Annotated in this window: 20 protein-coding genes; 12 read left to right on the top strand and 8 right to left on the bottom strand. The window is 73.3% G+C overall.

Annotation, left to right across the window (positions count from 1 at the left end):
- Positions 1-28 precede the first annotated feature (28 nt).
- Both ACH4PY_RS06920 and ACH4PY_RS06925 read right to left on the bottom strand, forming a co-directional pair.
- Positions 29-2,452 carry an HAD-IC family P-type ATPase gene (locus ACH4PY_RS06920; protein ID WP_398176756.1) on the bottom strand — a complete coding sequence of 808 codons (2,424 nt, stop codon included), beginning with the start codon at positions 2,450-2,452 and terminating at the stop codon, positions 29-31.
- 60 nt (positions 2,453-2,512) lie between these two features.
- Positions 2,513-2,812 carry a DUF2530 domain-containing protein gene (locus ACH4PY_RS06925; RefSeq protein ID WP_398176758.1) on the bottom strand — a complete coding sequence of 100 codons (300 nt, stop codon included), beginning with the start codon at positions 2,810-2,812 and terminating at the stop codon, positions 2,513-2,515.
- Positions 2,813-3,002: 190 nt separating this feature from the next.
- Between ACH4PY_RS06925 and ACH4PY_RS06930 the strand changes: the two genes are divergently transcribed.
- Positions 3,003-4,457, top strand: a complete 1,455-nt coding sequence (locus ACH4PY_RS06930) for an NCS2 family permease (protein ID WP_398176760.1) — start codon at positions 3,003-3,005, stop codon at positions 4,455-4,457.
- Here ACH4PY_RS06930 and ACH4PY_RS06935 read toward each other — a convergent pair.
- Positions 4,427-4,690, bottom strand: a complete 264-nt coding sequence (locus tag ACH4PY_RS06935; RefSeq protein WP_398176762.1) for a hypothetical protein — start codon at positions 4,688-4,690, stop codon at positions 4,427-4,429. The two genes, ACH4PY_RS06930 and ACH4PY_RS06935, sit on opposite strands and share 31 nt — an antisense overlap.
- Positions 4,691-4,962: 272 nt before the next feature.
- Between ACH4PY_RS06935 and ACH4PY_RS06940 the strand changes: the two genes are divergently transcribed.
- Genes ACH4PY_RS06940 through thpR form a run of 3 tightly spaced genes read left to right on the top strand, consistent with a single transcriptional unit; the run spans position 4,963 to position 7,532 of the window.
- Complete coding sequence (locus ACH4PY_RS06940) at positions 4,963-5,340, top strand: MarR family winged helix-turn-helix transcriptional regulator (RefSeq protein ID WP_398177605.1); 378 nt, start codon at positions 4,963-4,965, stop codon at positions 5,338-5,340.
- A gap of 39 nt (positions 5,341-5,379) precedes the next feature.
- Positions 5,380-6,918 carry an MFS transporter gene (locus ACH4PY_RS06945; protein WP_398176764.1) on the top strand — a complete coding sequence of 513 codons (1,539 nt, stop codon included), beginning with the start codon at positions 5,380-5,382 and terminating at the stop codon, positions 6,916-6,918.
- Positions 6,915-7,532 carry an RNA 2',3'-cyclic phosphodiesterase gene (thpR, locus tag ACH4PY_RS06950; RefSeq protein ID WP_398176766.1) on the top strand — a complete coding sequence of 206 codons (618 nt, stop codon included), beginning with the start codon at positions 6,915-6,917 and terminating at the stop codon, positions 7,530-7,532. Before ACH4PY_RS06945 ends, thpR begins: the two co-directional genes overlap by 4 nt.
- A gap of 136 nt (positions 7,533-7,668) precedes the next feature.
- On the opposite strand, the gene ACH4PY_RS06955 is transcribed toward thpR, so the two are convergent.
- Together ACH4PY_RS06955 and ACH4PY_RS06960 are read right to left on the bottom strand one after the other, a co-directional pair.
- Positions 7,669-8,664, bottom strand: a complete 996-nt coding sequence (locus ACH4PY_RS06955; protein ID WP_398176768.1) for an aldo/keto reductase — start codon at positions 8,662-8,664, stop codon at positions 7,669-7,671.
- Between the two features lie 112 nt (positions 8,665-8,776).
- The gene (locus ACH4PY_RS06960) at positions 8,777-9,457 is read right to left on the bottom strand and encodes a GDSL-type esterase/lipase family protein (protein WP_398176770.1); all 681 of its coding nucleotides are present in this window, start codon (positions 9,455-9,457) and stop codon (positions 8,777-8,779) included.
- Positions 9,458-9,504: 47 nt separating this feature from the next.
- Here ACH4PY_RS06960 and ACH4PY_RS06965 point away from each other — a divergent pair, with 47 nt between their 5' ends.
- Positions 9,505-10,560, top strand: a complete 1,056-nt coding sequence (locus tag ACH4PY_RS06965) for a hypothetical protein (protein ID WP_398176772.1) — start codon at positions 9,505-9,507, stop codon at positions 10,558-10,560.
- A gap of 33 nt (positions 10,561-10,593) precedes the next feature.
- Here ACH4PY_RS06965 and serC read toward each other — a convergent pair whose 3' ends face one another.
- Positions 10,594-11,712 carry a phosphoserine transaminase gene (gene serC / locus ACH4PY_RS06970; protein ID WP_398176774.1) on the bottom strand — a complete coding sequence of 373 codons (1,119 nt, stop codon included), beginning with the start codon at positions 11,710-11,712 and terminating at the stop codon, positions 10,594-10,596.
- A gap of 142 nt (positions 11,713-11,854) precedes the next feature.
- On the opposite strand from serC, the gene ACH4PY_RS06975 reads away from it, so the two are divergent.
- Positions 11,855-14,767, top strand: a complete 2,913-nt coding sequence (locus tag ACH4PY_RS06975) for an FAD-binding and (Fe-S)-binding domain-containing protein (protein WP_398176777.1) — start codon at positions 11,855-11,857, stop codon at positions 14,765-14,767.
- Between the two features lie 72 nt (positions 14,768-14,839).
- Here the strand turns inward: ACH4PY_RS06975 and ACH4PY_RS06980 are convergent, their stop codons facing one another.
- Complete coding sequence (locus ACH4PY_RS06980; protein ID WP_398176779.1) at positions 14,840-15,940, bottom strand: citrate synthase 2; 1,101 nt, start codon at positions 15,938-15,940, stop codon at positions 14,840-14,842.
- Between the two features lie 247 nt (positions 15,941-16,187).
- Between ACH4PY_RS06980 and pdxH the strand changes: the two genes are divergently transcribed.
- Positions 16,188-16,826 (top strand): pyridoxamine 5'-phosphate oxidase, encoded by a 639-nt coding sequence (gene pdxH, locus ACH4PY_RS06985; protein ID WP_398177608.1) that lies wholly within the window; start codon positions 16,188-16,190, stop codon positions 16,824-16,826.
- A gap of 399 nt (positions 16,827-17,225) precedes the next feature.
- Positions 17,226-18,683: a PAS domain-containing protein gene (locus ACH4PY_RS06990; RefSeq protein WP_398176781.1), complete on the top strand. Its 1,458-nt coding sequence runs from the start codon at positions 17,226-17,228 to the stop codon at positions 18,681-18,683.
- Between the two features lie 82 nt (positions 18,684-18,765).
- Here the strand turns inward: ACH4PY_RS06990 and ACH4PY_RS06995 are convergent, their stop codons facing one another.
- Positions 18,766-19,527 carry an SIS domain-containing protein gene (locus ACH4PY_RS06995; protein WP_398176783.1) on the bottom strand — a complete coding sequence of 254 codons (762 nt, stop codon included), beginning with the start codon at positions 19,525-19,527 and terminating at the stop codon, positions 18,766-18,768.
- Between the two features lie 137 nt (positions 19,528-19,664).
- On the opposite strand from ACH4PY_RS06995, the gene ACH4PY_RS07000 reads away from it, so the two are divergent.
- The 4 genes from ACH4PY_RS07000 (at position 19,665) to ACH4PY_RS07015 (ending at position 23,150) form a co-directional block, all read left to right on the top strand.
- Positions 19,665-20,357, top strand: a complete 693-nt coding sequence (locus ACH4PY_RS07000) for a metal-dependent transcriptional regulator (protein WP_398176785.1) — start codon at positions 19,665-19,667, stop codon at positions 20,355-20,357.
- 480 nt (positions 20,358-20,837) lie between these two features.
- Positions 20,838-21,854, top strand: a complete 1,017-nt coding sequence (locus ACH4PY_RS07005) for an alpha/beta fold hydrolase (RefSeq protein ID WP_398176787.1) — start codon at positions 20,838-20,840, stop codon at positions 21,852-21,854.
- Between the two features lie 320 nt (positions 21,855-22,174).
- Entirely contained in the window at positions 22,175-22,681 is a 507-nt protein-coding gene (locus ACH4PY_RS07010; RefSeq protein WP_398176789.1) for a hypothetical protein, read from the top strand.
- A 202-nt stretch (positions 22,682-22,883) separates the two neighbouring features.
- Complete coding sequence (locus ACH4PY_RS07015) at positions 22,884-23,150, top strand: WXG100 family type VII secretion target (RefSeq protein WP_031514107.1); 267 nt, start codon at positions 22,884-22,886, stop codon at positions 23,148-23,150.
- Positions 23,151-23,187: the final 37 nt, after the last annotated feature.

Genomic DNA, 23,187 nt, shown 5'->3' on the forward strand with positions numbered 1-23,187 from the left:
CGCTCGGCATACTGCCGAGCCCCCCGGGTCAGTCCTCCGCCCGCTCCCGGCGCCGCACCACCGCCCAGCTGACCTCCAGCAGCACCGCGCCCGCCGCCGCGATCCCCACCGCGGCCCAGGGCACCTCGTCCCCGACGAGCTTCAGCGCGAAGAAGTTCTGCAGCCACGGGACGGCGAGCACGAGCGCGAAGCCCAGCACCATGGCCAGCACCAGCAGGATCCGCCACCAGGTGTACGGCCGGGCGATGATCGCCAGCACCCACAGCTCCAGCAGGAAGAGCGTCAGTGTCGCCGCGCTGGTCTCCGCGTCCAGCGCGCCGCGACCCGTGTAGTGGTGACGGGCCACCAGGTAGGCGACGAAGGACGCCGCCCCGCAGATGATCCCGGCGGGTGTGGAGTACCGCATGACCCGGCGGACGAAGTTCGGCCGGGCCCGCTCCTTGTTCGGCGCGAGCGCCAGGAAGAAGGCGGGCACCCCGATGGTCAGCGTCGACAGCAGCGTCAGATGCCGCGGCAGGAACGGGTACGGCACCTGCCAGCACACCACCAGCACCGCGAGCAGCACCGAGTAGACCGTCTTGGTGAGGAAGAGCGTCGCGACCCGGGTGATGTTGCCGATCACCCGGCGTCCCTCGGCCACCACCGAGGGCAGCGTGGCGAAGCTGTTGTCCAGCAGCACGATCTGCGCGACCGCCCGGGTGGCCTCCGAACCCGAGCCCATCGACACGCCGATGTCGGCGTCCTTGAGCGCGAGCACGTCGTTGACCCCGTCACCGGTCATCGCCACGTTGTGGCCGCGTGACTGGAGGGCGCCGACCATCTCCCGCTTCTGCTGCGGGGTGACCCGGCCGAAGACCGCCCCCTCGTCCAGCACCTCGGCCATCGCGTCCCGCTCGGGCGGCAGCCGCCGCGCGTCCACCGGCGCCTGCGCGCCCGGCAGCCCGAGCTTCCCGGCGACCGCGCCCACCGAGACCGCGTTGTCCCCCGAGATCACCTTGACGTGCACGCCCTGCTCGGCGAAATACCGCAGCGTGTCGCCCGCGTCGGGCCGCAGCCGCTGCTCCAGGACGACGAGCGCGACGGGTGTGACGTCCCGCGCGACCTCGGGGTCGTCCAGCGGGCGACCGGTGCGGGCCAGCAGCAGCACCCGCAGGCCCTGGTCGTTCAGCCGGTCCACCTCGCCGAGCGCCGCGTGCCCCGCCGGGAGCAGCACGTCGGGCGCGCCGAGCAGCCAGGCGCTCTCCGTGCCGTCCGGCTCGGTGAAGGCGGCGCCGCTGTACTTGCGCGCCGAGCTGAAGGGCAGCACACCCCGGCCGCGCCAGTCCGCGGCGCCGGACGGGGGGTAGGCGTCGATGATCGCCTGGAGGCTGGCGTTGGGCCGCGGGTCGGAGCCGCCGAGCGCGGCGAGCGCCCGAGCGGCATGGCCGGTGCCTTCGCCGCCGGGGCCGTCCTGCGTGCCGTCCGCGCCCCGCTCGCCGTCCAGCGGGCGCAGCTCGGTGACGTCCATGCCGCCCTCGGTCAGGGTGCCGGTCTTGTCCAGGCACACCACGTCGACCCGGGCCAGCCCCTCGATCGCGGGCAGCTCCTGCACCAGGCACTGCTTGCGGCCGAGCCGGACCACGCCGATCGCGAAGGCCACCGAGGTCAGCAGCACCAGGCCCTCCGGCACCATCGGCACGATGCCGCCGACCGTCCGGCGCACCGCCTCGCGCGCGTCATGGCTCTCCACCGTGAACTGGCTGATGATCAGCCCGATCGCGGTCGGCACCATCGCCCAGGTGATGTACTTCAGGATCCGGCTGATGCCGCCGCGCAGCTCGGAGTTGACCAGCGTGAAGCGCGACGCCTCCTCGGCGAGCTGGGTGGCGTAGGCGTCGCGGCCCACCTTGGTGGCGGTGAAGGCGCCGCCGCCCGCGACGACGAAGCTGCCGGACATCACCGGGTCGCCGGGGTGCTTGAGCACCGGGTCGGCCTCGCCGGTCAGCAGCGACTCGTCGATCTCCAGCCCGTCGGCCTCGGCGACCTCGCCGTCCACCACGACCTTGTCGCCCGAGCCCAGCTCGACCAGGTCGCCGAGCACGATCGCGGCGGTGGGGATCTCGACCGTCTCGCCGTCCCTGCGCACCTCCGGGCGGGCCTCGCCGATCACTGCGAGGCTGTCCAGGGTGTGCTTGGCCCGCAGCTCCTGGAAGATGCCGATCGCGGTGTTGGCGACGATGACGAAGCCGAACAGGCCGTCCTGGATCGGGCCGACGACCAGGATGACCAGGAAGAGCCCGCCGATGATCGCGTTGAAGCGGGTCAGGACGTTGGCCCGGACGATCTCCGGCACCGAGCGCGAGGACCGTACGGGGACGTCGTTGACCTGCCCCGCCGCCGTCCGCCGCGCCACCTCGGCGCTGCTCAGCCCCGGCAGCCGCGCCGCCACGCCCGTGAGGTTGCCTTCCGCCATGAGCCGACGGTACGTGCCGCGGACGGCTTTCACCCGTTTCCGGGCGGTTTACGCGCCCGGTTACGCGTCCGGCGTGCTGTCCCCGCCGGATCCGGCCGCGGCGGCGGCGCGGTGGCGAGCGATGGCGTCGCGGCGGGCCCGGACGTACTTCAGGCCGACCAGGCCGAGGCCGGCGCCCGCCGCGCAGGACCAGATGAACCACGTGTGCCCGTGGTCGGAGTACCAGCCGTAGAAGGGGAGCTGCACCACGAAGAGCGCGGCCCAGACGATCGTCCCGACCGTGACGGTCATGACGTCGTTGGCCTCCAGGGGCTCGGGGGCCTCGCGCAGGGGTCCTGGCTGCTTGCTCATGGCGCCCATCGTATGCGGCCGGGGGCTGCCGGACGCGGGCGGGCGGCGGGGGTGCCCGGGGCGCGGGACCCCGGGTGTCTACGCGCGGAGATGGCTTTTTGGGTGGTTGTGTATTCATACTGAAACCAGTCAGTGTTGACTGAAATCATTCGTATGATCGCCCATATGAGGGCGAGCCCCCGCCCCCATGAGGTTTCACATGCCCGCCTCGGCCCCCGCTCCGGTCGACATGGGCCGGTCGTCCGGTCACCCGTCCAGCAACCCGCTGGACCGCTATTTCCGCATCTCAGAGCGCGGTTCCACGATCGCGCGGGAGATCCGCGGCGGTCTCGCGACCTTCTTCGCGATGGCCTACATCATCGTGCTGAACCCGATCATCCTCGGCTCGGCGGTGGACAAGTTCGGCCACCACCTCAACGGTGGCCAGCTCGTCACCGCGACGGTGATCACCGCGGCCTTCACCACGCTGCTGATGGGCGTCATCGGCAACGTGCCGATCGCGCTCGCCGCCGGTCTCGGCGTCAACACCGTCGTCGCCCTCCAGCTCGCCCCCAAGATGAGCTGGCCGGACGCGATGGGCATGGTGGTGCTCGCCGGTATCGCGATCATGCTCATGGTCGCCACCGGCCTGCGCGAGCGCGTCATGACAGCGGTGCCGCTGGGGCTGCGCAAGGGCATCGCGATCGGTATCGGCCTGTTCATCCTGCTGATCGGCCTGGTCGACTCCGGCTTCGTCAGCCGTATCCCGGACGCCGCGCACACCACGGTCCCGCTGCAGCTCGGCGCCGACGGCCACCTCACCGGCTGGCCCGTGCTGATCTTCATCCTGGGCACGCTGCTCACGCTGGGCCTGATCATCCGCAAGGTCGCGGGCGCGATCCTGATCTCCATCGTCACCATGACGGTGCTCGCGGTGATCATCGACGCCGTCGCCGACATCCCGGCGGGGAACTGGGGCCTGACCGTTCCCAAGTGGCCCGGCAACCCGGTCGCCACCCCGGACTTCGGCCTGGTCGGCAAGGTCAGCCTGTTCGGCGGCTTCCACGAGGTCGGCATCCTCACCGGCGTGCTCTTCGTCTTCACCGTGCTGCTGTCGTGCTTCTTCGACGCGATGGGCACGATCCTCGGCGTGAGCGACGAGGCCGGTCTGCTGGACAAGAAGGGCGACCTGCCGGGCATCAACAAGGTCCTGATGATCGACGGTGTCGCCACCGCGGTCGGCGGCGCCACCTCGTCGTCGGCGAACACCTGCTTCGTGGAGTCCACCGCCGGTGTCGGCGAGGGCGCGCGGACCGGCCTCGCCAGCGTCGTCACCGGCCTGATGTTCGTGCTCGCGCTGTTCCTCACGCCGCTGGCCACCATGGTGCCCGCGCAGGCGGCCACGCCCGCGCTGATCGCGGTGGGCTTCCTGATCCTCGCCGGGTCGATCCGGGAGATCGACTGGAGCGACTTCACCATCGCCATCCCGGCGTTCCTGACGATGGTGCTGATGCCGTTCACCTACTCGATCACCAACGGCATCGGGATCGGCTTCCTGACCTTCTGCGTGCTGCGGGTCGTGGCCGGGCGGGGCAAGGAGGTCCCGATCGCCCTCTACGCGGTCTCGGCCGTCTTCGCCTTCTACTACCTGATGCCGGCGCTGGGGCTGCTGTAGGGCGGCTGCGGCGGGACGGCGGGCGCCGGAGGAGCCGCGGACGGCGGCTCCTCGCGGCGGCCGTAGAAGCGGTCGGTCTCCTCGACCGCGGCCTTGAAGCGCTCGTCGAAGTCCTCGCGGACCAGGGTCGCGACGACGTAGTCCTGTGCGGTCATCCCGCGTCGGGCGGCATGCTCGCAGATCCGGTCCCACAACTGCGCGTCTATGCGCAGACTGAACACTCTCGATGCCATACGCCCACGGTCGCGGGCGAGGGCGGCCGACGGGGCCGCTTTCGCCCGCGACCTCATCCGTTCGGGTGAGATGTGGGCGAGTGGCGCGTAAACGAACCGGGCGGGTCCGGTCGTGCGCCGCCGGAATCCGGCGGGTGCGGCCGGGCCCGCCCGGCCGCGTGGCCCATGTGCGTGCAGATTGTACTTAGGTTAACTAATGAGCTAACCTAAACACCGTGACCGAACTGTCCGAGGACGACCGCGCTGCTGTCAACGAACTGCGCGGCGCCGTGATGCGGCTGTCCCGCCGGCTGCGCAACCAGCGCGTCGACGAGACGCTGAGCCCTACCGAGATGTCGGTGCTGGGCACCCTCGCCCGCTGCGGCTCCGCCACACCCGGCGAGCTGGCCCGCAAGGAGCACGTCCAGCCCCCGTCGATGACCCGCATCGTGGCGATGCTGGAGGCCAAGGGCCTGGTCCGGCGGGAGCCGCACCCCGAGGACCGCCGCCAGGTCGTGGTCAGCCGTACCGAGCAGGCCGACTCGATGCTGGCCGAGAGCCGCAGCAAGCGCAACGCGTGGCTGGCCTCGCTCGCCGAGCGGCTGACCGAGGAGGAGCTGGCGATCATGCGCCAGGCCGCGCCCGTCCTGGAGAAGCTCGCTCACCTGTGACCGAACCGGAAGACCCGAAGAGGGGGAGGCGAGTACCGATTGAGTTCGGCAGCCGGACCACACACCGCAACCGAACCTGACCGTCCCGCGGAGACGAAGACGGGCACCTTCAGCTCGCTCAAGATCCGCAACTACCGGCTTTTCGCGACCGGCGCCGTGGTGTCCAACACCGGCACCTGGATGTCGCGGATCGCCCAGGACTGGCTGGTGCTCAGCATCACCGGCTCCTCGTTCGCGGTCGGCATCACCACCGCGATGCAGTTCCTGCCGATGCTGCTCCTCGGCCTGTACGGCGGTGTGATCGCCGACCGCTACCCCAAGCGGAAGATCCTGCTGTGCACCCAGGCCGCGCTCGGCATCCTCGGCCTGCTGCTCGCCGGCCTCACCCTGGGCGGTGTGGTGCAGGTCTGGCACGTGTACACGATCGCCTTCCTGCTCGGCGTGGTGACCGTCGTCGACAACCCCACGCGGCAGACCTTCGTCGTCGAGATGGTCGGCCCCGACGTGGTCCGCAACGCCGTCTCGCTCAACGCCGCGAACTTCCAGGCCGCCCGGCTCGTCGGCCCCGCCGTCGCCGGTGTGCTGATCACCGCGGTCGGCAGCGGCTGGGCCTTCCTGATCAACGGCCTGTCCTTCCTCGCCCCGCTCACCGGCCTGCTGCTCATGCGCACCGCCGAGCTGCACACGATCGAGAAGGCGCCGCGCGGCCGCAAGGGGCAGCTGCGCGAGGGGCTGCACTACGTCGCCGGGCGGCCCGAGCTGATCTGGCCCATCGTGCTGGTCGGCTTCATCGGCACCTTCGGCTTCAACTTCCCGATCTGGCTGTCGGCCTTCGCCAACAAGGTCTTCGACAGCGGCGCCGGCACCTACGGCATCCTCAACTCGCTGATGGCCGGCGGCTCCCTCATCGGCGCCCTGCTCGCCGCCCGCCGCACCCGCACCCGGCTGCGGATGCTGGTCGCCGCCGCCGCGGTCTTCGGCCTGCTGGAGGCCGCCGCCTCGCTCGCCCCGGCCTTCTGGGTCTTCGCGGTGCTGCTGGTGCCGATCGGCGCCTTCGGACTCACCTTCAACACCACCGCCAACGCCAGCGTCCAGCTCGCCACCGACCCCGTCATGCGCGGCCGGGTGATGAGCCTGTACATGATGGTCTTCGTCGGCGGCACCCCGATCGGCGGCCCGGTCATGGGCTGGGTCACCGACACCTACGGCGCCCGCGTCGGCTTCATGAGCGGCGGCCTGATCTCCGCGCTCGCCGCCGCCGGTGTCGGCCTGGTCCTCGCCCGCGCGGCGGGCCTGCGCCCCCAGGTCGACCTGCGGCGCGGCAGCGGCCGTCCGCTCGTCGCCTTCGTGCCCCGCGACCCGGCCGGTGTGCCGGGCGCGCAGGCCGCCCAGCCCGCATCCGCCGTGCAGTCGGTGACGCCCGTGCCCGCCGAAGCGCCGGTGAAGGCCGTCCGGCCCGCGGCGCCCGCGCCCGCCACCTCCGCCGGGCCTGTCGCGTCCAGCGCGTGCGACGACGTGCCCGCCGCTCCCGACGGGGCCGCGCGGCGCGCCGGCAACGCGCCCAGCCCGGCACTGTGAGGCTCTTCGCGGCGCTGCTGCCGCCGCCCGGGGCCGCCGCCGAACTGACGGCGGCCCTCGGCCCGCTGCACGCGCTGCCGGGGGCCCGCGACCTGCGCTGGACCGCGCCGGACGGCTGGCACTACACGCTGGCCTTCCTCGGCGAGGTGCCCGACACCCTGCGCCCCGACCTCGACGAGCGCCTCGCCCGCGCCGCCCGCCGCCACGAGCCCTGCGCCCTGCGCATCTCGGGCGGCGGGCGGTTCGGCGACCGGGCGCTGTGGGCCGGGGCCGAGGGCGACGTACGGGCCGCGGGCGCGCTCGCGGCCACCGTACGGGCGGCGGCGCGCCGGGCCGGGGCCCCCGCCGACGAGGAGCACGGCTTCCGCGCCCACCTCACGCTCGCCCGCGCCTCCCGGGGCGCCCGCACCGACCTGCGTCCCTTCGCCGCCGCGCTCGACGGCTTCCGGGGCAGCCGGTGGACCGCGGCCGAGCTCAGCCTCGTCGCGAGCCTGCTGCCGCGCTCCGGTATCCCCGGCGAGCGCTCGCACTACACGGTCGTCGGCGCGTGGCCGCTCGGCGGGGGCGCCGCCGCACCGCCGCCCGCGCGCGGGGCGGACGGCGGCGCCGGTTAACCTCGAGGGGTGGACCCCAAGACCCGTACCCGTGTGATGACCGCCGCCCTTTTCCTGATGCTCGTGGTGGTCGCGGTCGCCGCCGCGGTGCGCTGACCGCGGCGGCGTACCGGCGCACCGCCGGGGTGCCGCCCGCCTACCAGGCGAAGGCCTCCGGGGACGGTCCCGGGCCCGGGAAGACCTCGTCCAGCGCCGCGAGGAACTCCGCGGACAGCTCCAGGTCCACCGCCCGCAGCGCCGACTCCAGCTGCTCCGTGGTGCGCGGGCCGACGATCGGCCCGGTGACGCCCGGCCGGGTCAGCAGCCAGGCCAGGCCCACGTCTCCCGGGTTCAGCCCGTGCTTGCCGCACAGGTCCTCGTACGCCTGGATCTGCGCGCGCTGCGCCGGGTCGGCCAGGGAGTCGGCCGCCCGCCCGCCGGTCGAGCGGGACGCGCCGCCCTCGGCCTGCTTGCGCAGCACCCCGCCGAGCAGCCCGCCGTGCAGCGGCGACCACGGGATCACGCCGAGGCCGTAGCCCTGGGCCGCGGGGATGACCTCCATCTCCGCGCGCCGTTCCATCAGGTTGTACAGGCACTGCTCGGACGTCAGACCGAGCGAGCCGCGCCGCCGGGCCGCCTCGTTGGCCTGCGCGATGTGCCAGCCGGCGAAGTTGCTCGACCCGGCGTAGAGGATCTTGCCCTGGGTCACCAGGACGTCGACGGCCTGCCAGATCTCGTCCCACGGCGTGGCCCGGTCGACGTGGTGGAACTGGTAGAGGTCGATGTAGTCGGTGCCCAGCCGCTGGAGGCTGGCGTCCACCGCGCGGCGGATGTTCAGAGCCGACAGCTTGTCGTGGTTGGGCCAGGCCTCGCCGTCCGCGCCCATGTTGCCGTAGACCTTGGTGGCCAGCACCGTCCGGTCCCGGCGGCCGCCGCCCTTGGCGAACCAGGAGCCGACGATCTCCTCGGTCCTGCCCTTGTTCTCACCCCAGCCGTAGACGTTGGCGGTGTCGAAGAAGTTGACCCCGGCGTCGAGGGCCGCGTCCATGATCGTGTGGCTGTCCGCCTCGGTGGTCTGCGGACCGAAGTTCATCGTGCCGAGGACCAGGCGGCTGACCTTGAGACCGGTGCGTCCGAGCTGTGTGTACTCCATGACCTCCAGCCAAGCCCTTGGAGTGCGCTCGAATCAAGGGACCGTCCGGGAGCTGGACCGGACGGTGTACGGCCAGGTGGGGCGCTGCCGGGCGCAGCGGACGCGGCAGGGCTCAGTGCCCGGCGTAGGGCGATCCGAGGCCCCACGCCTGGTGCATGGCGTCGGCGAAGGCGGCCGCCAGTTTGTGCTCGCCGGCCGCGTTGGGGTGGGTGCCGTCGTAGGTGTCGAGGAGTATGTCGTAGCCGTCCGGGCGGGAGGCCAGGAGCAGCGGCGAGGCGGGCGAGTCGTGCTCGGCGACGGCCTTGGCCAGCAGGGTGTTCAGCTCCGCGCACTGCACGGCGAAGTCCGGGTCCAGGTCGGCGCGGGTGTTGGGTATCACCGGCAGCAGCACCATGCGGATCCCGGGCGCCGCGGCGCGCGCCCCGCTGATGAAGCGCTCGACGTTGGCGAGGGTCTGCCCCGCGTCGGTGTAGAAGCCGAGGTCGATCAGGCCGAGGGAGACCAGCAGCACGTCGGGCCGGTGCTCGCGGACGACGTCCCCTATCAGCGGCGCCAGGTGCAGCCAGCCCTCGCCCCAGCCCGCCAGGTGCCGCCGGGCGTGCGGCGGGAAGGCCGGGTCGGCGTAGTCGGCGGAGACCGCGGCGTCCGCCGCCCGGTCGTACAGCCCGTCGCGCGGCCCGACCACGGCGAAGGGCTCGCCCTGCGCGACCAGGTGACGCCACATGCGGTAACGCCACGTGTAGTCGCCGGAGGCGCCGATGGTCATGGAGTCGCCGACGAAGAGGTAACGCATGCCGGGCATCATCCCCGACCCCCGCGCGACCGGGGACACTGGGGTGCATGCGCGCGTACCTCCCGACGGCCGCCGCCTGCGCCGCCCTCGCCCTGGCGTGGGCGGGCACGCCCGCCGCGGCCCTCGGCAACGGCCCCACCGTGGCCTTCACGATCTCCGACCCGCGGATCGCTGAGGCCAGCGGGCTGGCGGCCAGCCGCCTGCACCCGGGGATCTACTGGACGCACAACGACAGCGGCGACGGCCCCTACGTCTACGCGGTCGACTCGGCCACCGGCAAAACCGTGGCCCGGGTGACGATGCGCGGGATCCACCCCAGGGACGTCGAGGCGATATCGATCGGCCCGGACGGCGACCTCTACGTCGGCGACATCGGCGACAACCTCGACGGCGCCTGGAAGGAGGTGTGGATCTACCGCTTCCCCGAGCCGCAGAAGCTGCGCGACCAGAGCGTCGGCGTCACCCGCTACACCGTCCGCTACGACCAAGGCCCGCGCAACGCCGAGGCCCTGATGGTCCAGCCGAGGACCGGCCGGGTCTACATCGCCAGCAAGAAGCAGTCCGGCGGCGGCCTCTACCAGGGCCCGGCCGAACTCTCCGCCCACCGCGTCAACACCTTCCGGCGCATCGCCGACGTGCCGTGGGTGACCGACGGGGCTTTCTCCCCCGACGGCAGCCGCCTGGTGCTGCGCGGCTACTTCTGGTCGGCGGAGTACCGCTGGACGGGCGGTGTGCCGAGCAAGATCGCCGACCTCGACGTCCCCATGCAGCCGCAGGGCGAGGGCGTCACCTTCACCCCGGACGGCCGGGCGCTGATGTACGGCAGCGAGGGCCGCAACAGCCAGGTGTGGCGTGCCCCCCTGACGGACTCCCAGCTGCCCGACAGCGTGCCCCCGCTGCCCCCGAAGCAGACTCCCGGGAGCGGGACGGCGGGCAAGGGCGCGACGACGGCGCCCGGCGCGCGGACGGGCGGTGCCGGGGCGGAGGCGGGCGGGCAGAGATCCGGCGGCGCGGGCGGCCGGACGGTGGGCCTCGGAGCGCTGGCCTTGGCCGTCGCGCTGGGCCTGGGGCTGCGCGCGGTGCTGCGCCGCCGCCGGGGCTGAGCCCCGGCGGCGGGATGCCGTGCGGTCAGCCGGTCAGAGCTTGCCGATGACGTAGTCGATGCACGCGGTCAGCGCCTCGACGTCCGACGGCTCGACGGCCGGGAACATCGCGACGCGCAGCTGGTTGCGGCCCAGCTTGCGGTAGGGCTCGGTGTCGACGATGCCGTTGGCCCGGAGCACCTTGGCCACGGCCGCCGCGTCCACGCCGTCGGCGAAGTCGATGGTGCCGACGACCTGCGAGCGCTTCGCCGGGTCCGTGACGAACGGCGTGGCGTAGGAGGACTTCTCGGCCCACCCGTACAGCCGCGACGAGGAGTCGGCGGTGCGCTCGGTGGCCCACTTCAGGCCGCCCTGCCCGTTGATCCACTCCAGCTGCTCCTTGAGCAGGAAGAGCGTGCCGACCGCGGGGGTGTTGTACGTCTGGTTCTTCACCGAGTTGTCGATGGCCGTCGGCAGGTCGAAGAACGCCGGGATGTGCCGGCTGCTCGCGGCGATGGTGGCGGCGCGCTCCAGGGCGGCCGGGGAGAACGCCGCGATCCACAGGCCGCCGTCGGCGGCGAAGGACTTCTGCGGCGCGAAGTAGTAGACGTCCGTCTCGGTGATGTCGACCGGCAGGCCGCCGGCGCCCGAGGTGGCGTCCACCAGGACCAGCGCGCCGTCGTCCGCGCCCGCGACACGGCGGATCGGGGCGGCGACGCCCGTCGAGGTCTCGTTGTGGGTGAACGCGTAGACGTCCACACCGCCCTCGGCGACGGGCTCCGGGTGGGTGCCCGGGTCGGACTTGACGACCGTCGGCTCGTCCAGCCACGGCGCCAGCTGCGCCGCCTTGGCGAACTTCGACGAGAACTCGCCGAACGACAGGTGCTGGGACTTGGCCGTGATCAGGCCGTGCGTGGCGATGTCCCAGAACGCGGTGGACCCGCCGTTGCCGAGGACGACCTCGTAGCCGTCCGGCAGGGAGAAGAGCTGCTTGACGCCGTCGCGCACCTGGCCCACCAGGTTCTTCACCGGCGCCTGCCGGTGGGAGGTGCCGAGCAGGGACGTCCCGGTGGCGGCCAGGGCGTCGAGCGCCTGGGTGCGCACCTTGGAGGGGCCCGACCCGAATCGACCGTCGGCGGGCTTGATGTCAGCGGGAATCTCGATATCGGCCACGGACGCAGGGTAGCCCGTTACGGGCCTGTTTCAGGGGGCGTCCCATCGGGTGAGACGGTCTTTTGACGCATCCCGGGGACGCCCGGCGCCTCCACGCGCCCCTTGGATGCGCCGGTCCGCGCAGACGTGCAAGGTGGGGGCCATGACGGGTGGCGGCAGGGCGGGCGGGACCGCCGGACTGGAACGGGCGCTGCGCGCCGCGGTGCGCGGGGACGTGGCCTGGGACGCGGGCGCGCGGGCGCTGGTGACGATGGACGCGTCCAACTACCGGCGGGTGCCGCTCGGCGTGGTGGCCCCCGCGGACGCCGCGGACGTGGCGGCGGCCCTCGCGGTGTGCCGGGAGCACGGCGCGCCGGTGACGGCCCGGGGCGGGGGCACCTCGATCGCCGGGCAGGCCACCGGCACCGGGGTCGTGCTGGACTTCACCCGGCACATGAACCGGCTGCTGGAGATCGACCCCGCCGCGCGGACCGCTCGTGTGCAGCCCGGCCTCGTCCTGGACGACCTGCGGCGGGCCGCCGCCGGGCACGGGCTGACCTTCGGCCCCGACCCCTCCACGCACAGCCGCTGCACCCTCGGCGGCATGATCGGCAACAACGCGTGCGGCGCGCACTCGGTGGCCTGGGGCACCACCGCCGACAACGTCCGGGCACTGGACGCCGTCACCTACCGCGGCGAGGCCGTCCGGCTCGGCACCGACGGTCTGGCGGGCCTTCCCGCGCGGCTGCGCGACGGCATGACCGCGCTCACCGACGGCAACCTGGCACTGCTGCGGACCGGTTTCCCGCAACTGCCGCGCCGTATCTCCGGATACGCCCTCGACCGGCTGCTGCCCGAGCACGGCAGGGACGCGGCACGGGCCTTCACCGGCAGCGAGGGGACGCTCGCGGTGCTGACGGAGGCGACCGTGGCCCTGGTGCCCGCGCCGGCCGCGCGGGCGCTCGCGGTGCTCGGCTACCCCGACGAGAGCGCGGCCGCGCAGGCCGCGCACCTGCTGCTGCCGCTGCGGCCGCTGACGGTGGAGGGGATGGCGGCCGACCTGGTGGGGGAGGCGGCCGCGGCCGAACTCCCGCGCGGCGGTGCCTGGCTGTTCGTGGAGACCGGTGGGGACGGCCCCGACGAGGCGGAGGCACACGCGCGGGAGATCTGCCGGGCGGCCGACGGCGCGACTGGTCACGCCGTCGTCGCCGACCCCGCGCGGCAGCGCGCCCTGTGGCGGATCCGGGAGGACGCGGCCGGAACCGCCACCCGTATGCCCGACGGGACGGAGGCATGGCCGGGCTGGGAGGACTGCGCGGTGCCCCCCGCCCGGCTGGGCGGCTATCTGCGGGAGTTCCGGGCCCTGCTGGCCGCTCACGGGCTGCGCGGCGCGCCCTACGGCCACTTCGGCGACGGATGCGTGCACGTGCGGATCGACTTCGACCTCGCCGCACCGGACGGCGTCGCACGCTTCCGCCGCTTCTCCGAGGACGTCGCCGACCTGGTGGTGGCGCACGGCGGATCGCTGTCCGGCGAGCACGGCGACGGGCAGGCGCGCGCCGAGCTGCTGCCGAAGATGTACGGCCCGGAAATGATGGCACTCTTTTCAGATTTCAAGGATCTCTGGGACCCCGACGGCGGGATGGGCCCGGGAACGCTTGTGCGACCCGACCCCATTGATAGCAACCTCCGCTTCGCCGTGCTGCCTTCCGGAAACGCAGGTTTGATCCCGGTGGCCTTCACCTATCCGGGTGATGGCGGCGATTTCGCTGCCGCCGTCCGGCGCTGCGTCGGGGTGGCCAAATGTCGCTCCTCGGCAGCCGATTCCGGTGGTGGTTCCGGTGTCATGTGCCCGTCCTTCCGGGTCACCGGGGAGGAGCGGCATTCCACCCGCGGCCGGGCGCGGCTGCTGCACGAGATGCTCGCCGGGGAGATCGTCACCGACGGCTGGAGATCGACGGAAGTCAAGGAGGCGCTGGATCTGTGCCTTTCCTGCAAGGGCTGCCGATCGGACTGCCCGGTCGAGGTGGACATGGCGACCTACAAGGCGGAATTCCTCCACCAGCACTATCGCGGGCGGCTGCGGCCGCGCGCACACTACGCGATGGGCTGGCTTCCGCTGTGGCTGAAAATCGCTCGCAGGTTCGCCCGGCCGCTCAATTTCCTTGGCCGGACGCGGTCAACCGCATGGCTGGCCAAACGATTCGCCGGGATCGCAAAGGAGCGCGAACTGCCCGAACTGGCGACCGAGACATTCACCTGTTGGGCGCAACGCGACACCCCGGACGGCGTAGAGCGGATTACTCCGTCCGAGTGGTCTTCCACCGGACCGCGCACGGTCGTGCTGTGGCCCGACACGTTCACCGACCACCTCGCGCCCGCCGCCGGACGGGCCGCCGTCCGGGTGCTGCGGGCGGCGGGACTGCGCGTCGTCCTCCCGCAGGCTTCCGTCTGCTGCGGGCTGACCTGGGTCTCCACCGGGCAGCTCGACCGCGCTCGGGCGGTGATGCGGCGCACCCTCGACCGGCTGGAACCCGCCCTCGACGCCGGGCTGCCGCTCGTCGTGCTCGAACCGAGCTGCGCCGCCGCGCTGCGCGCCGACCTGCCCGAACTGCTCGGCCCCGGCGAGCCCCGGGCCGCCCGGCTGGCCGCCGCCGTACGCACCCTCGCCGAGGTGCTGGAGGAACTCGCGCCCGACTGGCAGCCGCCGCGCCTGGACCGCACGGCGGTCGGTCAGACGCACTGCCACCAGCACGCCGTGCTCGGCGACGCAGCCGACCGCAGGCTGCGCGCCCGCGCCGGACTGGCCGGTGAGCTGACCGGCGGCTGCTGCGGGCTGGCCGGCAACTTCGGCTTCGAGGACGGCCACTACGAGGTGTCCGCCGCCTGCGCGGAGGAGACGCTGCTGCCCGCGCTGCGGGCGGCGGACGGCGACGCGGTGGTGCTGGCCGACGGCTTCTCCTGCCGCACCCAGATCGCCCAGCTCGCGCCCGGCACCACCGCCCGGCACCTCGCCGAGGTCCTGGCCGAGGCACTGGACGCGGCCCCGCCCGGCCCCCCGCCCGGCTCCCGCTGAACGGGGGCCGGGCGGGGGGCCGGGCGGGGCAAGGGAGGCGCGGCGCCCAACGGGCAGGCGGCGGCCCGTGGCTCAGGACGTCGTCGTCAGGTCGCCCTCGATGGTGTGCAGGCTGCGGGTGCCCGGACCGGTGTAGCGGGCGGAGGGGCGGACCAGGCGGCCGGTGCGCTTCTGCTCCAGGATGTGCGCCGACCACCCCGCGGTGCGCGCGCACGTGAACATCGACGTGAACATGTGCGCGGGGACCTCCGCGAAGTCCAGCATGATCGCCGCCCAGAACTCCACATTGGTGGCCAGGACACGGTCCGGGCGCCGCTCGTGCAGCTCGGCGAGGGCCGCCTTCTCCAGCGCCTCGGCCACCTCGTAGCGCGGCGCGCCCAGTTCGCGGGCGGTGCGGCGCAGGACGCGGGCCCGCGGGTCCTCGGCGCGGTAGACGCGGTGCCCGAAGCCCATCAGGCGCTCGCCCCGGTCGAGCGCGCCCTTCACGTAGCCGGTGGCGTCGCCCGTGCGCTCGATCTCCTCGATCATGCCGAGGACGCGGGAGGGGGCGCCGCCGTGCAGCGGCCCGGACATGGCGCCGACCGCGCCGGAGAGCGCGGCGGCCACGTCGGCGCCGGTCGAGGCGATGACGCGGGCGGTGAAGGTGGAGGCGTTCATGCCGTGCTCGGCCGCCGACGTCCAGTACGCGTCCACCGCCGCGACGTGCCGGGGGTCCGGCTCGCCGCGCCAGCGGATCATGAACCGCTCGGTGATGGACCGCGCCTTGTCGATCTCCCGCTGCGGCACCATCGGCTGGTGCTGGCCGCGCGCGGACTGGGCGACGTACGACAGCGCCATCACCGCGGCACGGGCCAGGTCGTCGCGGGCCTGCCCGGCGTCGATGTCCAGCAGCGGGCGCAGCCCCCACACGGGCGCGAGCATGGCCAGCGCCGACTGGACGTCGACCCGTACGTCACCGGAGTGCACCGGGATCGGGAAGGGCTCGGCGGGCGGCAGCCCGGGGTCGAAGCGCCCGTCGACCAGCAGGCCCCAGACGTTGCCGAAGCTCACGTGCCCGACCAGTTCCTCGATGTCGACCCCGCGGTAGCGCAGCGACCCGCCCTCCCGGTCGGGCTCGGCGATCTCCGTCTCGAACGCGACGACTCCTTCGAGTCCGGGTACGAAGTCGGACATGCGGCGGCTCCTTCGATGCTGTCGGCAGTCGGGCGGCGGTACGGCTCTCCGGTCATGCCCCGTCATGCGGGAGCCCACCCTGCTCCATTCGGACCAGCCATTCTCCCGGTATGTGGACATGTCAGAGCGCGTGAGATGCCGCACACCGCCCGGTATCGGCCGCGGACACGAACCTTCCCTCCCCTGGAAGGATGTGCGCGTGCGAGAACCCCACGACCTCCTGCGGGACGGGCCCGACCCCGCCGCCATGCGCCAGCGCTACCGCTCCGTCGGCCTCACCGAGGACGCGCTGGCTCCCGAGCCGTACACGCAGTTCGCCCGCTGGTTCACCGACGCCGTGGCCGCGGCCGAGGACGGTGTGATCGCCGAACCCAACGCCATGGTGCTGTCCACCGCGGACGGAGACGGCCTGCCCACCTCCCGCACGGTCCTGCTCAAGGGCTACGACCTGGGCGGCTTCGTCTTCTACAGCAACTACCAGTCCCGCAAGGCCCGCGCCCTGGCGGCCAACCCGCGTGCCTCGCTGCTCTTCCCGTGGCATCCGATCACTCGCCAGGTCATCGTCTCCGGCACCGTCGCCCGGGTGACGCCGGAGGAGACCGCCGCCTATTTCCACAGCCGTCCGCACGGCTCGCAGATCGGTGCCTGGGCGAGCGAGCAGTCCACGGTCGTCGCCTCCCGCGAGGCGCTGGAGAAGCGGTACGCCGAACTGGCCGCGCGCTGGCCGGAGGGCACCGAGGTGCCCGTGCCGTCCTTCTGGGGCGGATTCCGGGTCGCCCCGGTGAGCGTCGAATTCTGGCAGGGCCGGGAGGACCGGCTGCACGACCGGCTGCGGTACGTCCGCGACACGGCCGGCGGCTGGTCGGTGGAGCGGCTGGCGCCCTGAGACCCGCTGCGGCCCGGTGGGAAAGGGCCGCGGACCGCGCGCCGGGAAGAACCCGGCGTGGCCGGAAACCGACCGGCAATATGTGCGCGCCGGGCGCGGCGATATGCGGCGGGAAAAGGAACGACCCGCGGGCTGCCCTCCGGAGCCTGGCGGCTCCGGACACCGGCCGGACAAGTCCGGCGAGCCCGCGGGTCGGGTGACTGCGTGGGATTGGCGCGCAACGCGCACGCCCAGTGCGCGGAGCTAGCCCGCGGTCACCTCACGTGTCCGACTGCAAACCATGCTTCAGACCACCTCCCTTCGTGTGTGCCGCCACATTAGGAAACCGTCCGGCGGCCGCACAACTGATTTACGGAAAGTGCGTGTGACCCACCCCACACAAGGGTTGAATGTGGTGACGTGCAGCCTTTCGACGCGCAACCGAAACCGCTGGGCAACGGCAGCGGCGATGACGACACCGGCGGTCCCGCGGGAACGACGGAACCGGCCGGAGGTGGGACGGACGCCGCTCCCGGCGGCGAGGCGCACGGCGGCGACGAGCGGCTGCTGGCGGCGCTCCTCGACGGCATGGAGGCGGGTTTCGCCGCCTTCGACGACGACGGCGTGGTCACCCACTGGAACGCCGAGGCGGCACGGATCCTCGGCTGGACGGCCGACGACGCGATCGGACGGCACGGCTTCGCCGGATGGGCGGCGCGCGCGGCCGACGCGGTGGAGGCCGAGGAGTGGCTGCGCCGGGTGATGGGCTCGCCCGGCCGTCACGTCCACGAGTTCGCGCTGCTGACCAAGGACGGCCACCGGGTGCTGGTCCGTACCCAGTCCGCTGCGGTGCCCGGCCCGGACGGGCGGCCCACGGGCGTCTACTGCGCCTTCTCCGAGGTGCACGCGCAGATCGACCTGGAGCGCTCCATCGCGCTCAGCGAGGCGCTCTTCGCGGGCGCCTCCTGGGGTGTGGTGCTGATCGACGCCGACCTGCGGCCCGCCGTCGCCAACCCGACGGCCGCGCGGATGCTCAGGACCGGCCGTGACGAGGTGCTGGGGCGCCCGCTGGGGAGTCTGCTCACCCAGGGCGTCGAGGAGCTGGAGACGGCACTCCAGCACGTACTGGCCGAGGGCCCACCGCCGGCCACCACGGACCTGTGGGTGGCCCTGCGCGCCGACCCGGAGGGCAGACGGCGCTGCTGGCGCTGCGGATTCGTACGGCTCGGCTCGCCGCTCGGCGAGGAACCCGCACCACTTGGCGTGGGCTGGCTCTTCATCGACATCACCCGGCAGAAGACCGCGGAGACCGAGGGCGCGCAGGTCCGCTTCCGCTACCAGCAGCTGCACCGCGCCGACCGCGCCGCGGCCGAGTGCGGCAGCGCCCTGGAGGCCGCAGCGCTGCACCTGGACTTCGCCCTCGCCGGTTTCGCCGACCACGCGCTGCTCGACCTCGCCGACGACGCCGAGCGGCTGATACGGATCGCCGCCACGCCCGCGGGCGAGCCGGGCCCTTGCCGGCTGCTCCTGGACTCGGCCGAGAGCGGCATCCCCGTCGGCTACCCCGCCACCCACCCCGCGCTCCAGGCCCTGGAGCGGATCGGCACCGTACGCACCAGCTACGGCCCCGAGGCCCCCGGGGACCATGCGGCGGAGGCCGGGCCGCAGGCGTGGGCGGCAGCGCGCCGCTGGCCGCCCGGGACGGCGCACGGGCTGGTCACCGTGCTGCGCAGCCGCGGCCGTACGGTCGGGGCGCTGACCTTCCTGCGCGGCCCGGGGCGCCGCCTGTTCGACCGCGCCGACGCCGCCTACGCCGAGGACGTGGCCGCGCGCGTGGCCATGGCCCTGGACCTCGCGGGGCTCGCCGGGGAGCGGTAGCCGGGCGGCGGCCCCGCAGCACAGCGCGGGGGACCGGCCGTACGGGGCCGTGACGGGGCGGGTCCGGCGGTCCGCCGCGGCCTCAGTGCCGGTAGAAGATCCGGTCCCGGTACTGCTCGAAGACCTGCACGTTCCAGTCGTGCCCGCCGTCCACGTTGCCCGAGCGGAGCATCGGCGGGATGACCCCGCGCGCGGCCAGGTCGGCGGCCGCGGTCGCGACGACGGCCTGCATCAGGGCGCTGGTCACGACGGTCGAGGCCGGGGCGAACGGCGCGGGAATCGAGTCGTCGGACAGCTCGGCGTCGCCCACCGCGATCTTCGAGTCCAGGACGATGTCGCAATGGTCCCGGAGGAAGGTGCCCGACACGTGCCGGGACGCGGTCTGCTCGGCGTAGGCGACCGATGTGACGCCGACCACCGTCGCGCCGAGCGTCCGGGCCTTCTGCGCCATCTCCACCGGAAGGGCGTTGCGGCCGGACAGCGAGATCACGAACAGCACGTCGCCGCGCCGGACCGGGCTGGTGTCCAGCACCACCCCGGCGAGCCCGTCGACCTGCTCCAGAGCGCTGCCCAAGGTCGCGGGCCGCACATCGATGCCCACCACGCCCGGCACCACGAGCAGGTTCATCAGGGCGAGGCCGCCCGCGCGGTAGACGACGTCCTGCGCGGGCAGCGAGGAGTGGCCGGCGCCGAAGGCGAAGACCCTGCCGCCTGCCTCGACGGCGTCGGCGACGGCGGCCGCCGCGGCCCTGATCGCCGGGCCCTCCTCGTCGCGCGCCCGGCGCAGCAGGCCGATGGCGGCGTCGAAGTACCGGTCCGACAGATCCTCGGCTGGCTCACTCATGCGGATCACCGTGCTGCCCTGCGCCGCCGGTGTCAAGGAGAGCCCGTGGCGGGCGGACACTCCACTTGGGGGCCGGTTGTCGGCGGCATGCGTCAGAATTGGTCGAGGGCCACGCACGATTCACATGAGGGGCGCGCATGTCCGGACTCATCGACACGACGGAGATGTATCTCCGCACCATCCTGGAGCTGGAGGAGGAGGGCGTGGTCCCGATGCGCGCCCGAATCGCCGAGCGCCTCGACCAGAGCGGACCGACGGTCTCCCAGACGGTCGCACGCATGGAGCGGGACGGCCTGCTGCATGTCGCGGGCGACCGGCATCTGGAGCTGACCGCCGAGGGCCGCCGCACCGCGACCCGGGTGATGCGCAAGCACCGCATCGCCGAATGCCTGCTGGTCGACGTCATCGGCCTGGAGTGGGAGCAGGTGCACGCGGAGGCGTGCCGCTGGGAGCACGTCATGAGCGAGGCGGTGGAGCGGCGGGTGCTGGAGCTGCTGCGGCATCCCACCGAATCCCCGTACGGCAACCCGATCCCGGGCCTGGAGGAGCTGGGCGAGGAGCGGGAGACCGACCCCTTCCTGGAGGAGGGCATGGTCAGCCTGAACGATCTGCGGCCGGGCGACTCCGCGGCCAGCGTCGTCGTGCGGCGGATCGGCGAGCCGATCCAGACCGACGCCCAGGTGATGCACACGCTGCGGCGGGCGGGCGTGCAGCCCGGCGCCGTCGTCAGCGTGACCAGCTCCGCCGGGGGCGTCATGGTCGGCAGCGGCGGTGAGGCCGCCGAGCTGGACGCGGAGGTCGCCTCGCACGTCTTCGTCGCCAAGAGCTGAAAGAGCCACAAGAGCGACAAGGGCGACAAAAGCCCAAAGAGCTGGACGGGAGCCGATCCGCACACCGGGTCGGTGCGAGACGAAAGGCCGCCTCGGCGTCGTCACGACGCCGGGGCGGCCTTTTCCCTCCCGGCCCCCACCCGCGCCCCTCCCTGCCCTCCCCGACCCCCCGCCCCTCCTGCTCCCGCCGCCCGTGCGGCTGCGCACCGCGCCCTCCCCCGGGACCGGGCGGGACCCGCGGAGGCGCCGGGACCCCGAGCTTCCCGGTACCTCCCCGCGACCCGCTTCCCCTTCGCGCCGCGCCCCGCTCAGAGATCTCCCCTCGGCCCGCGCAGCCAATCCTTGAGCGTTGTCACTCGAAAGAGCGGTGTTGGGTGCGTGAGCCCCGTGTTCGAATAAAAGTTCGATAGCGTGGTCGGAGACGGGATCCAGCGACAGCACCGGGACGGACGACGACCGGGGAGGAGGGTGGTGAGGCGTATGGAGCAGCAGACGGAGCAGTACCGGCCGCGCCGCTTCGAGGTCACGGGGGCGGACGGTGTCCGCCTCGTGGCCTGGGACTATGCGGCGGCGGCCGCCATCGCGGCACCGCGCCGGACGCGGGAGTCCGGATCCGGGACCGGCCCCGTGCCCGGCGCCGGGGGCGGCCTCGGGGGCGGTCCCGGCGCGGACAGCAGGCCCGCGGTCCTGCTGCTGCACGGGCTGCTCGGCCGGGCCTCGCACTGGGCGGAGACCGCCCGCCGCCTCGCACCGCACTACCGCACCGTCGCGCTCGACCAGCGCGGCCACGGTCACAGCGGCCGCCCGCAGGGTCCGTCAGCGCCCGAGGCCTACGCGGCGGACGCAGCGGCGGTCGTCGAGCAGCTCGGGCTCGGCCCGGTCAGCGTCGTCGGCCACGGCACCGGTGCGCTGACGGCATGGCAGCTGGCGGCGCACCGCCCGGATCTGGTCGCCGCGGTCGTCATCTGCGAGATGCGGGCGGCGGCGCCGGGGGAGGCGCTGCGGCGCGCGTGCGAGGAGTGGGCGCAGTCGTGGCCGGTGCCTTTCGCGACGCTCGCCGACGCCCGCCGCTGGTTCGCCGAGCACGATCCGTTCGCCGATCCGCCGAGTCCGGCGCGCGGGGAGTTCTTCGCCGAGGTGATGGCGGAGGAGGACGACGGCTGGCGGCCGCGGTTCGCCACCCAGCTGCCGGGGCCGGGGGATCCGTGGATACGCGACGCGCACTGGGACGAGCTGGCCGGTGTGGGCTGTCCCGCCCTGGTGGTGCGCGGGCTGGACGGGCAGCTCGGGCGGGCCGAGGCGCACGAGATGGTCCGGGTGCTGCCGCAGGGCCGGTACGCCGAGGTGCCGGACGCCGGGCACCTGGTGCCGTGGGACCAGCCCGACGCCTGGTGCGCCCTGGTCGGTGACTTCCTGCGGGAGGTGGCGCCGCGGCGCCCGGTGACCGGCCGCGGGTGCGGGACGTGCAACGCGGAGGTGGGGGTGACGCGCAGGTGAGTAGCGCCGAGGGGGGCGTGACGCGCAGGTGAGAGTGGCGCCGAGGGGGGACTGGCACGGAGATGGGAGTGACGCCGAGGTGAGAGTGGTGTGAGAGGTCGGTGACAAACAGCGGGGCCGGACGGGCTGTGGCGGGCTGCTGCGGCAGGCGGGGCGACCGGGCGGTGCGGCCGCGGGCTGCGGGGCGGTGCGGCGGCGCGCGCCCGCAGGGCCTCCGGGGGCCCTGATGCGAGCGCACACATCCTCATAACGCCTGCTGGTAGCTTGCGGTCGGCCGGATTCGTATCGCGTCATGGGGGAGCAGGGTGCGTCATAGAGTGATGAGAGCGGGAATCGCCGTGGTGGCGGTTGCCGTGGCACTGGCACTGGGCGGTTGCGGCAGCAGCGGCGGTGGCAAGGACGACGCGACGGCCAGTGCGACCGGGCAGCCCGACTCGCCCTCGGTGAGCCCGTCCGCGGACGCCTCCGCCGAGCCGGCCACCTCGACGGCGGCCGCGCCCACCGCCTCCGTGACGGATCCCACGCAGACGGCCGGTACGGACGGCGGCGCCGCCGACACCGTCGAGGGCGTGTGGCTCGCGGAGGAGGGCGCGACGAAGGTCCAGCTCGTTCTCGGCGCGGGCAAGGCGGGGCTGACCAGCACTCATCTCTGCGGCGGCACCTACACCGGCAAGGACGCCATCGCCATCACGCTCACCTGCATGGACGGCGACACCCAACGCGCCACCGGGCACGGGCAACTGGCCGCCGACGGCACGACGCTCACCGTCACATGGACGGACGGGACGACCGACGTCTTCGCGCGCACGGGCCTGCCCAGCGACTGACCGCACGTCACCGGCCCCGGCCCGGCTCCCCACGGCTCCGGCACCGCCCCGCAGGTCGCGATCGTGTCTTCCCTTCGCAACAACTGTGTAGTTGGTGTCAGAGGATGGGGGTGATCTACTGCAATCGGGTGGCTGGTGCGCTAGCGTCCCGAGGGCGGGCGAGGGGCCCGTGAACGTCCTTGAGGTAACGGGGAGGCTAGATATGTCCATCCATGGTGCTGATATCCAGCAGTTGCGCGACCTGTCCGGCAAGTTCAGCACTGAGGCGGGCAACCTCGGCACGCTGATCGGTCACCTGCAGAGTGCCACCTCCAGCAGCGAGAGCTACTGGAAGGGCCCGGCGGCCGAGCGCTTCCGCAGCGAGTGGGCGCAGCTCAAGCCCACCTTCGACAAGTTCGTGGCCACGCTGCACGACGCCCAGAAGTCGGCCAGCACGAACGCGGACAACATCGAGGCCGCGACGCGCTGACGCGCGAGCGCCTGACCGCGTGACCACCCCTGGGGGG

The organism is Streptomyces sp. NPDC021224 (genome assembly GCF_044332905.1).
GTDB lineage: Bacteria > Actinomycetota > Actinomycetes > Streptomycetales > Streptomycetaceae > Actinacidiphila.

Coding starts and splice junctions, on each gene's coding strand:
- ACH4PY_RS06920 (WP_398176756.1), bottom strand. CDS start 2,452: ATGGCGGAAGGCAACCTCACGGGCGTGGCGGCGCGGCTGCCGGGGCTG.
- ACH4PY_RS06925 (WP_398176758.1), bottom strand. CDS start 2,812: ATGGGCGCCATGAGCAAGCAGCCAGGACCCCTGCGCGAGGCCCCCGAG.
- ACH4PY_RS06930 (WP_398176760.1), top strand. CDS start 3,003: ATGCCCGCCTCGGCCCCCGCTCCGGTCGACATGGGCCGGTCGTCCGGT.
- ACH4PY_RS06935 (WP_398176762.1), bottom strand. CDS start 4,690: ATGGCATCGAGAGTGTTCAGTCTGCGCATAGACGCGCAGTTGTGGGAC.
- ACH4PY_RS06940 (WP_398177605.1), top strand. CDS start 4,963: ATGCGGCTGTCCCGCCGGCTGCGCAACCAGCGCGTCGACGAGACGCTG.
- ACH4PY_RS06955 (WP_398176768.1), bottom strand. CDS start 8,664: ATGGAGTACACACAGCTCGGACGCACCGGTCTCAAGGTCAGCCGCCTG.
- ACH4PY_RS06960 (WP_398176770.1), bottom strand. CDS start 9,457: ATGCGTTACCTCTTCGTCGGCGACTCCATGACCATCGGCGCCTCCGGC.
- ACH4PY_RS06965 (WP_398176772.1), top strand. CDS start 9,505: ATGCGCGCGTACCTCCCGACGGCCGCCGCCTGCGCCGCCCTCGCCCTG.
- ACH4PY_RS06975 (WP_398176777.1), top strand. CDS start 11,855: ATGACGGGTGGCGGCAGGGCGGGCGGGACCGCCGGACTGGAACGGGCG.
- ACH4PY_RS06980 (WP_398176779.1), bottom strand. CDS start 15,940: ATGTCCGACTTCGTACCCGGACTCGAAGGAGTCGTCGCGTTCGAGACG.
- pdxH (WP_398177608.1), top strand. CDS start 16,188: ATGCGCCAGCGCTACCGCTCCGTCGGCCTCACCGAGGACGCGCTGGCT.
- ACH4PY_RS06995 (WP_398176783.1), bottom strand. CDS start 19,527: ATGAGTGAGCCAGCCGAGGATCTGTCGGACCGGTACTTCGACGCCGCC.
- ACH4PY_RS07000 (WP_398176785.1), top strand. CDS start 19,665: ATGTCCGGACTCATCGACACGACGGAGATGTATCTCCGCACCATCCTG.
- ACH4PY_RS07005 (WP_398176787.1), top strand. CDS start 20,838: ATGGAGCAGCAGACGGAGCAGTACCGGCCGCGCCGCTTCGAGGTCACG.
- ACH4PY_RS07010 (WP_398176789.1), top strand. CDS start 22,175: ATGAGAGCGGGAATCGCCGTGGTGGCGGTTGCCGTGGCACTGGCACTG.
- ACH4PY_RS07015 (WP_031514107.1), top strand. CDS start 22,884: ATGTCCATCCATGGTGCTGATATCCAGCAGTTGCGCGACCTGTCCGGC.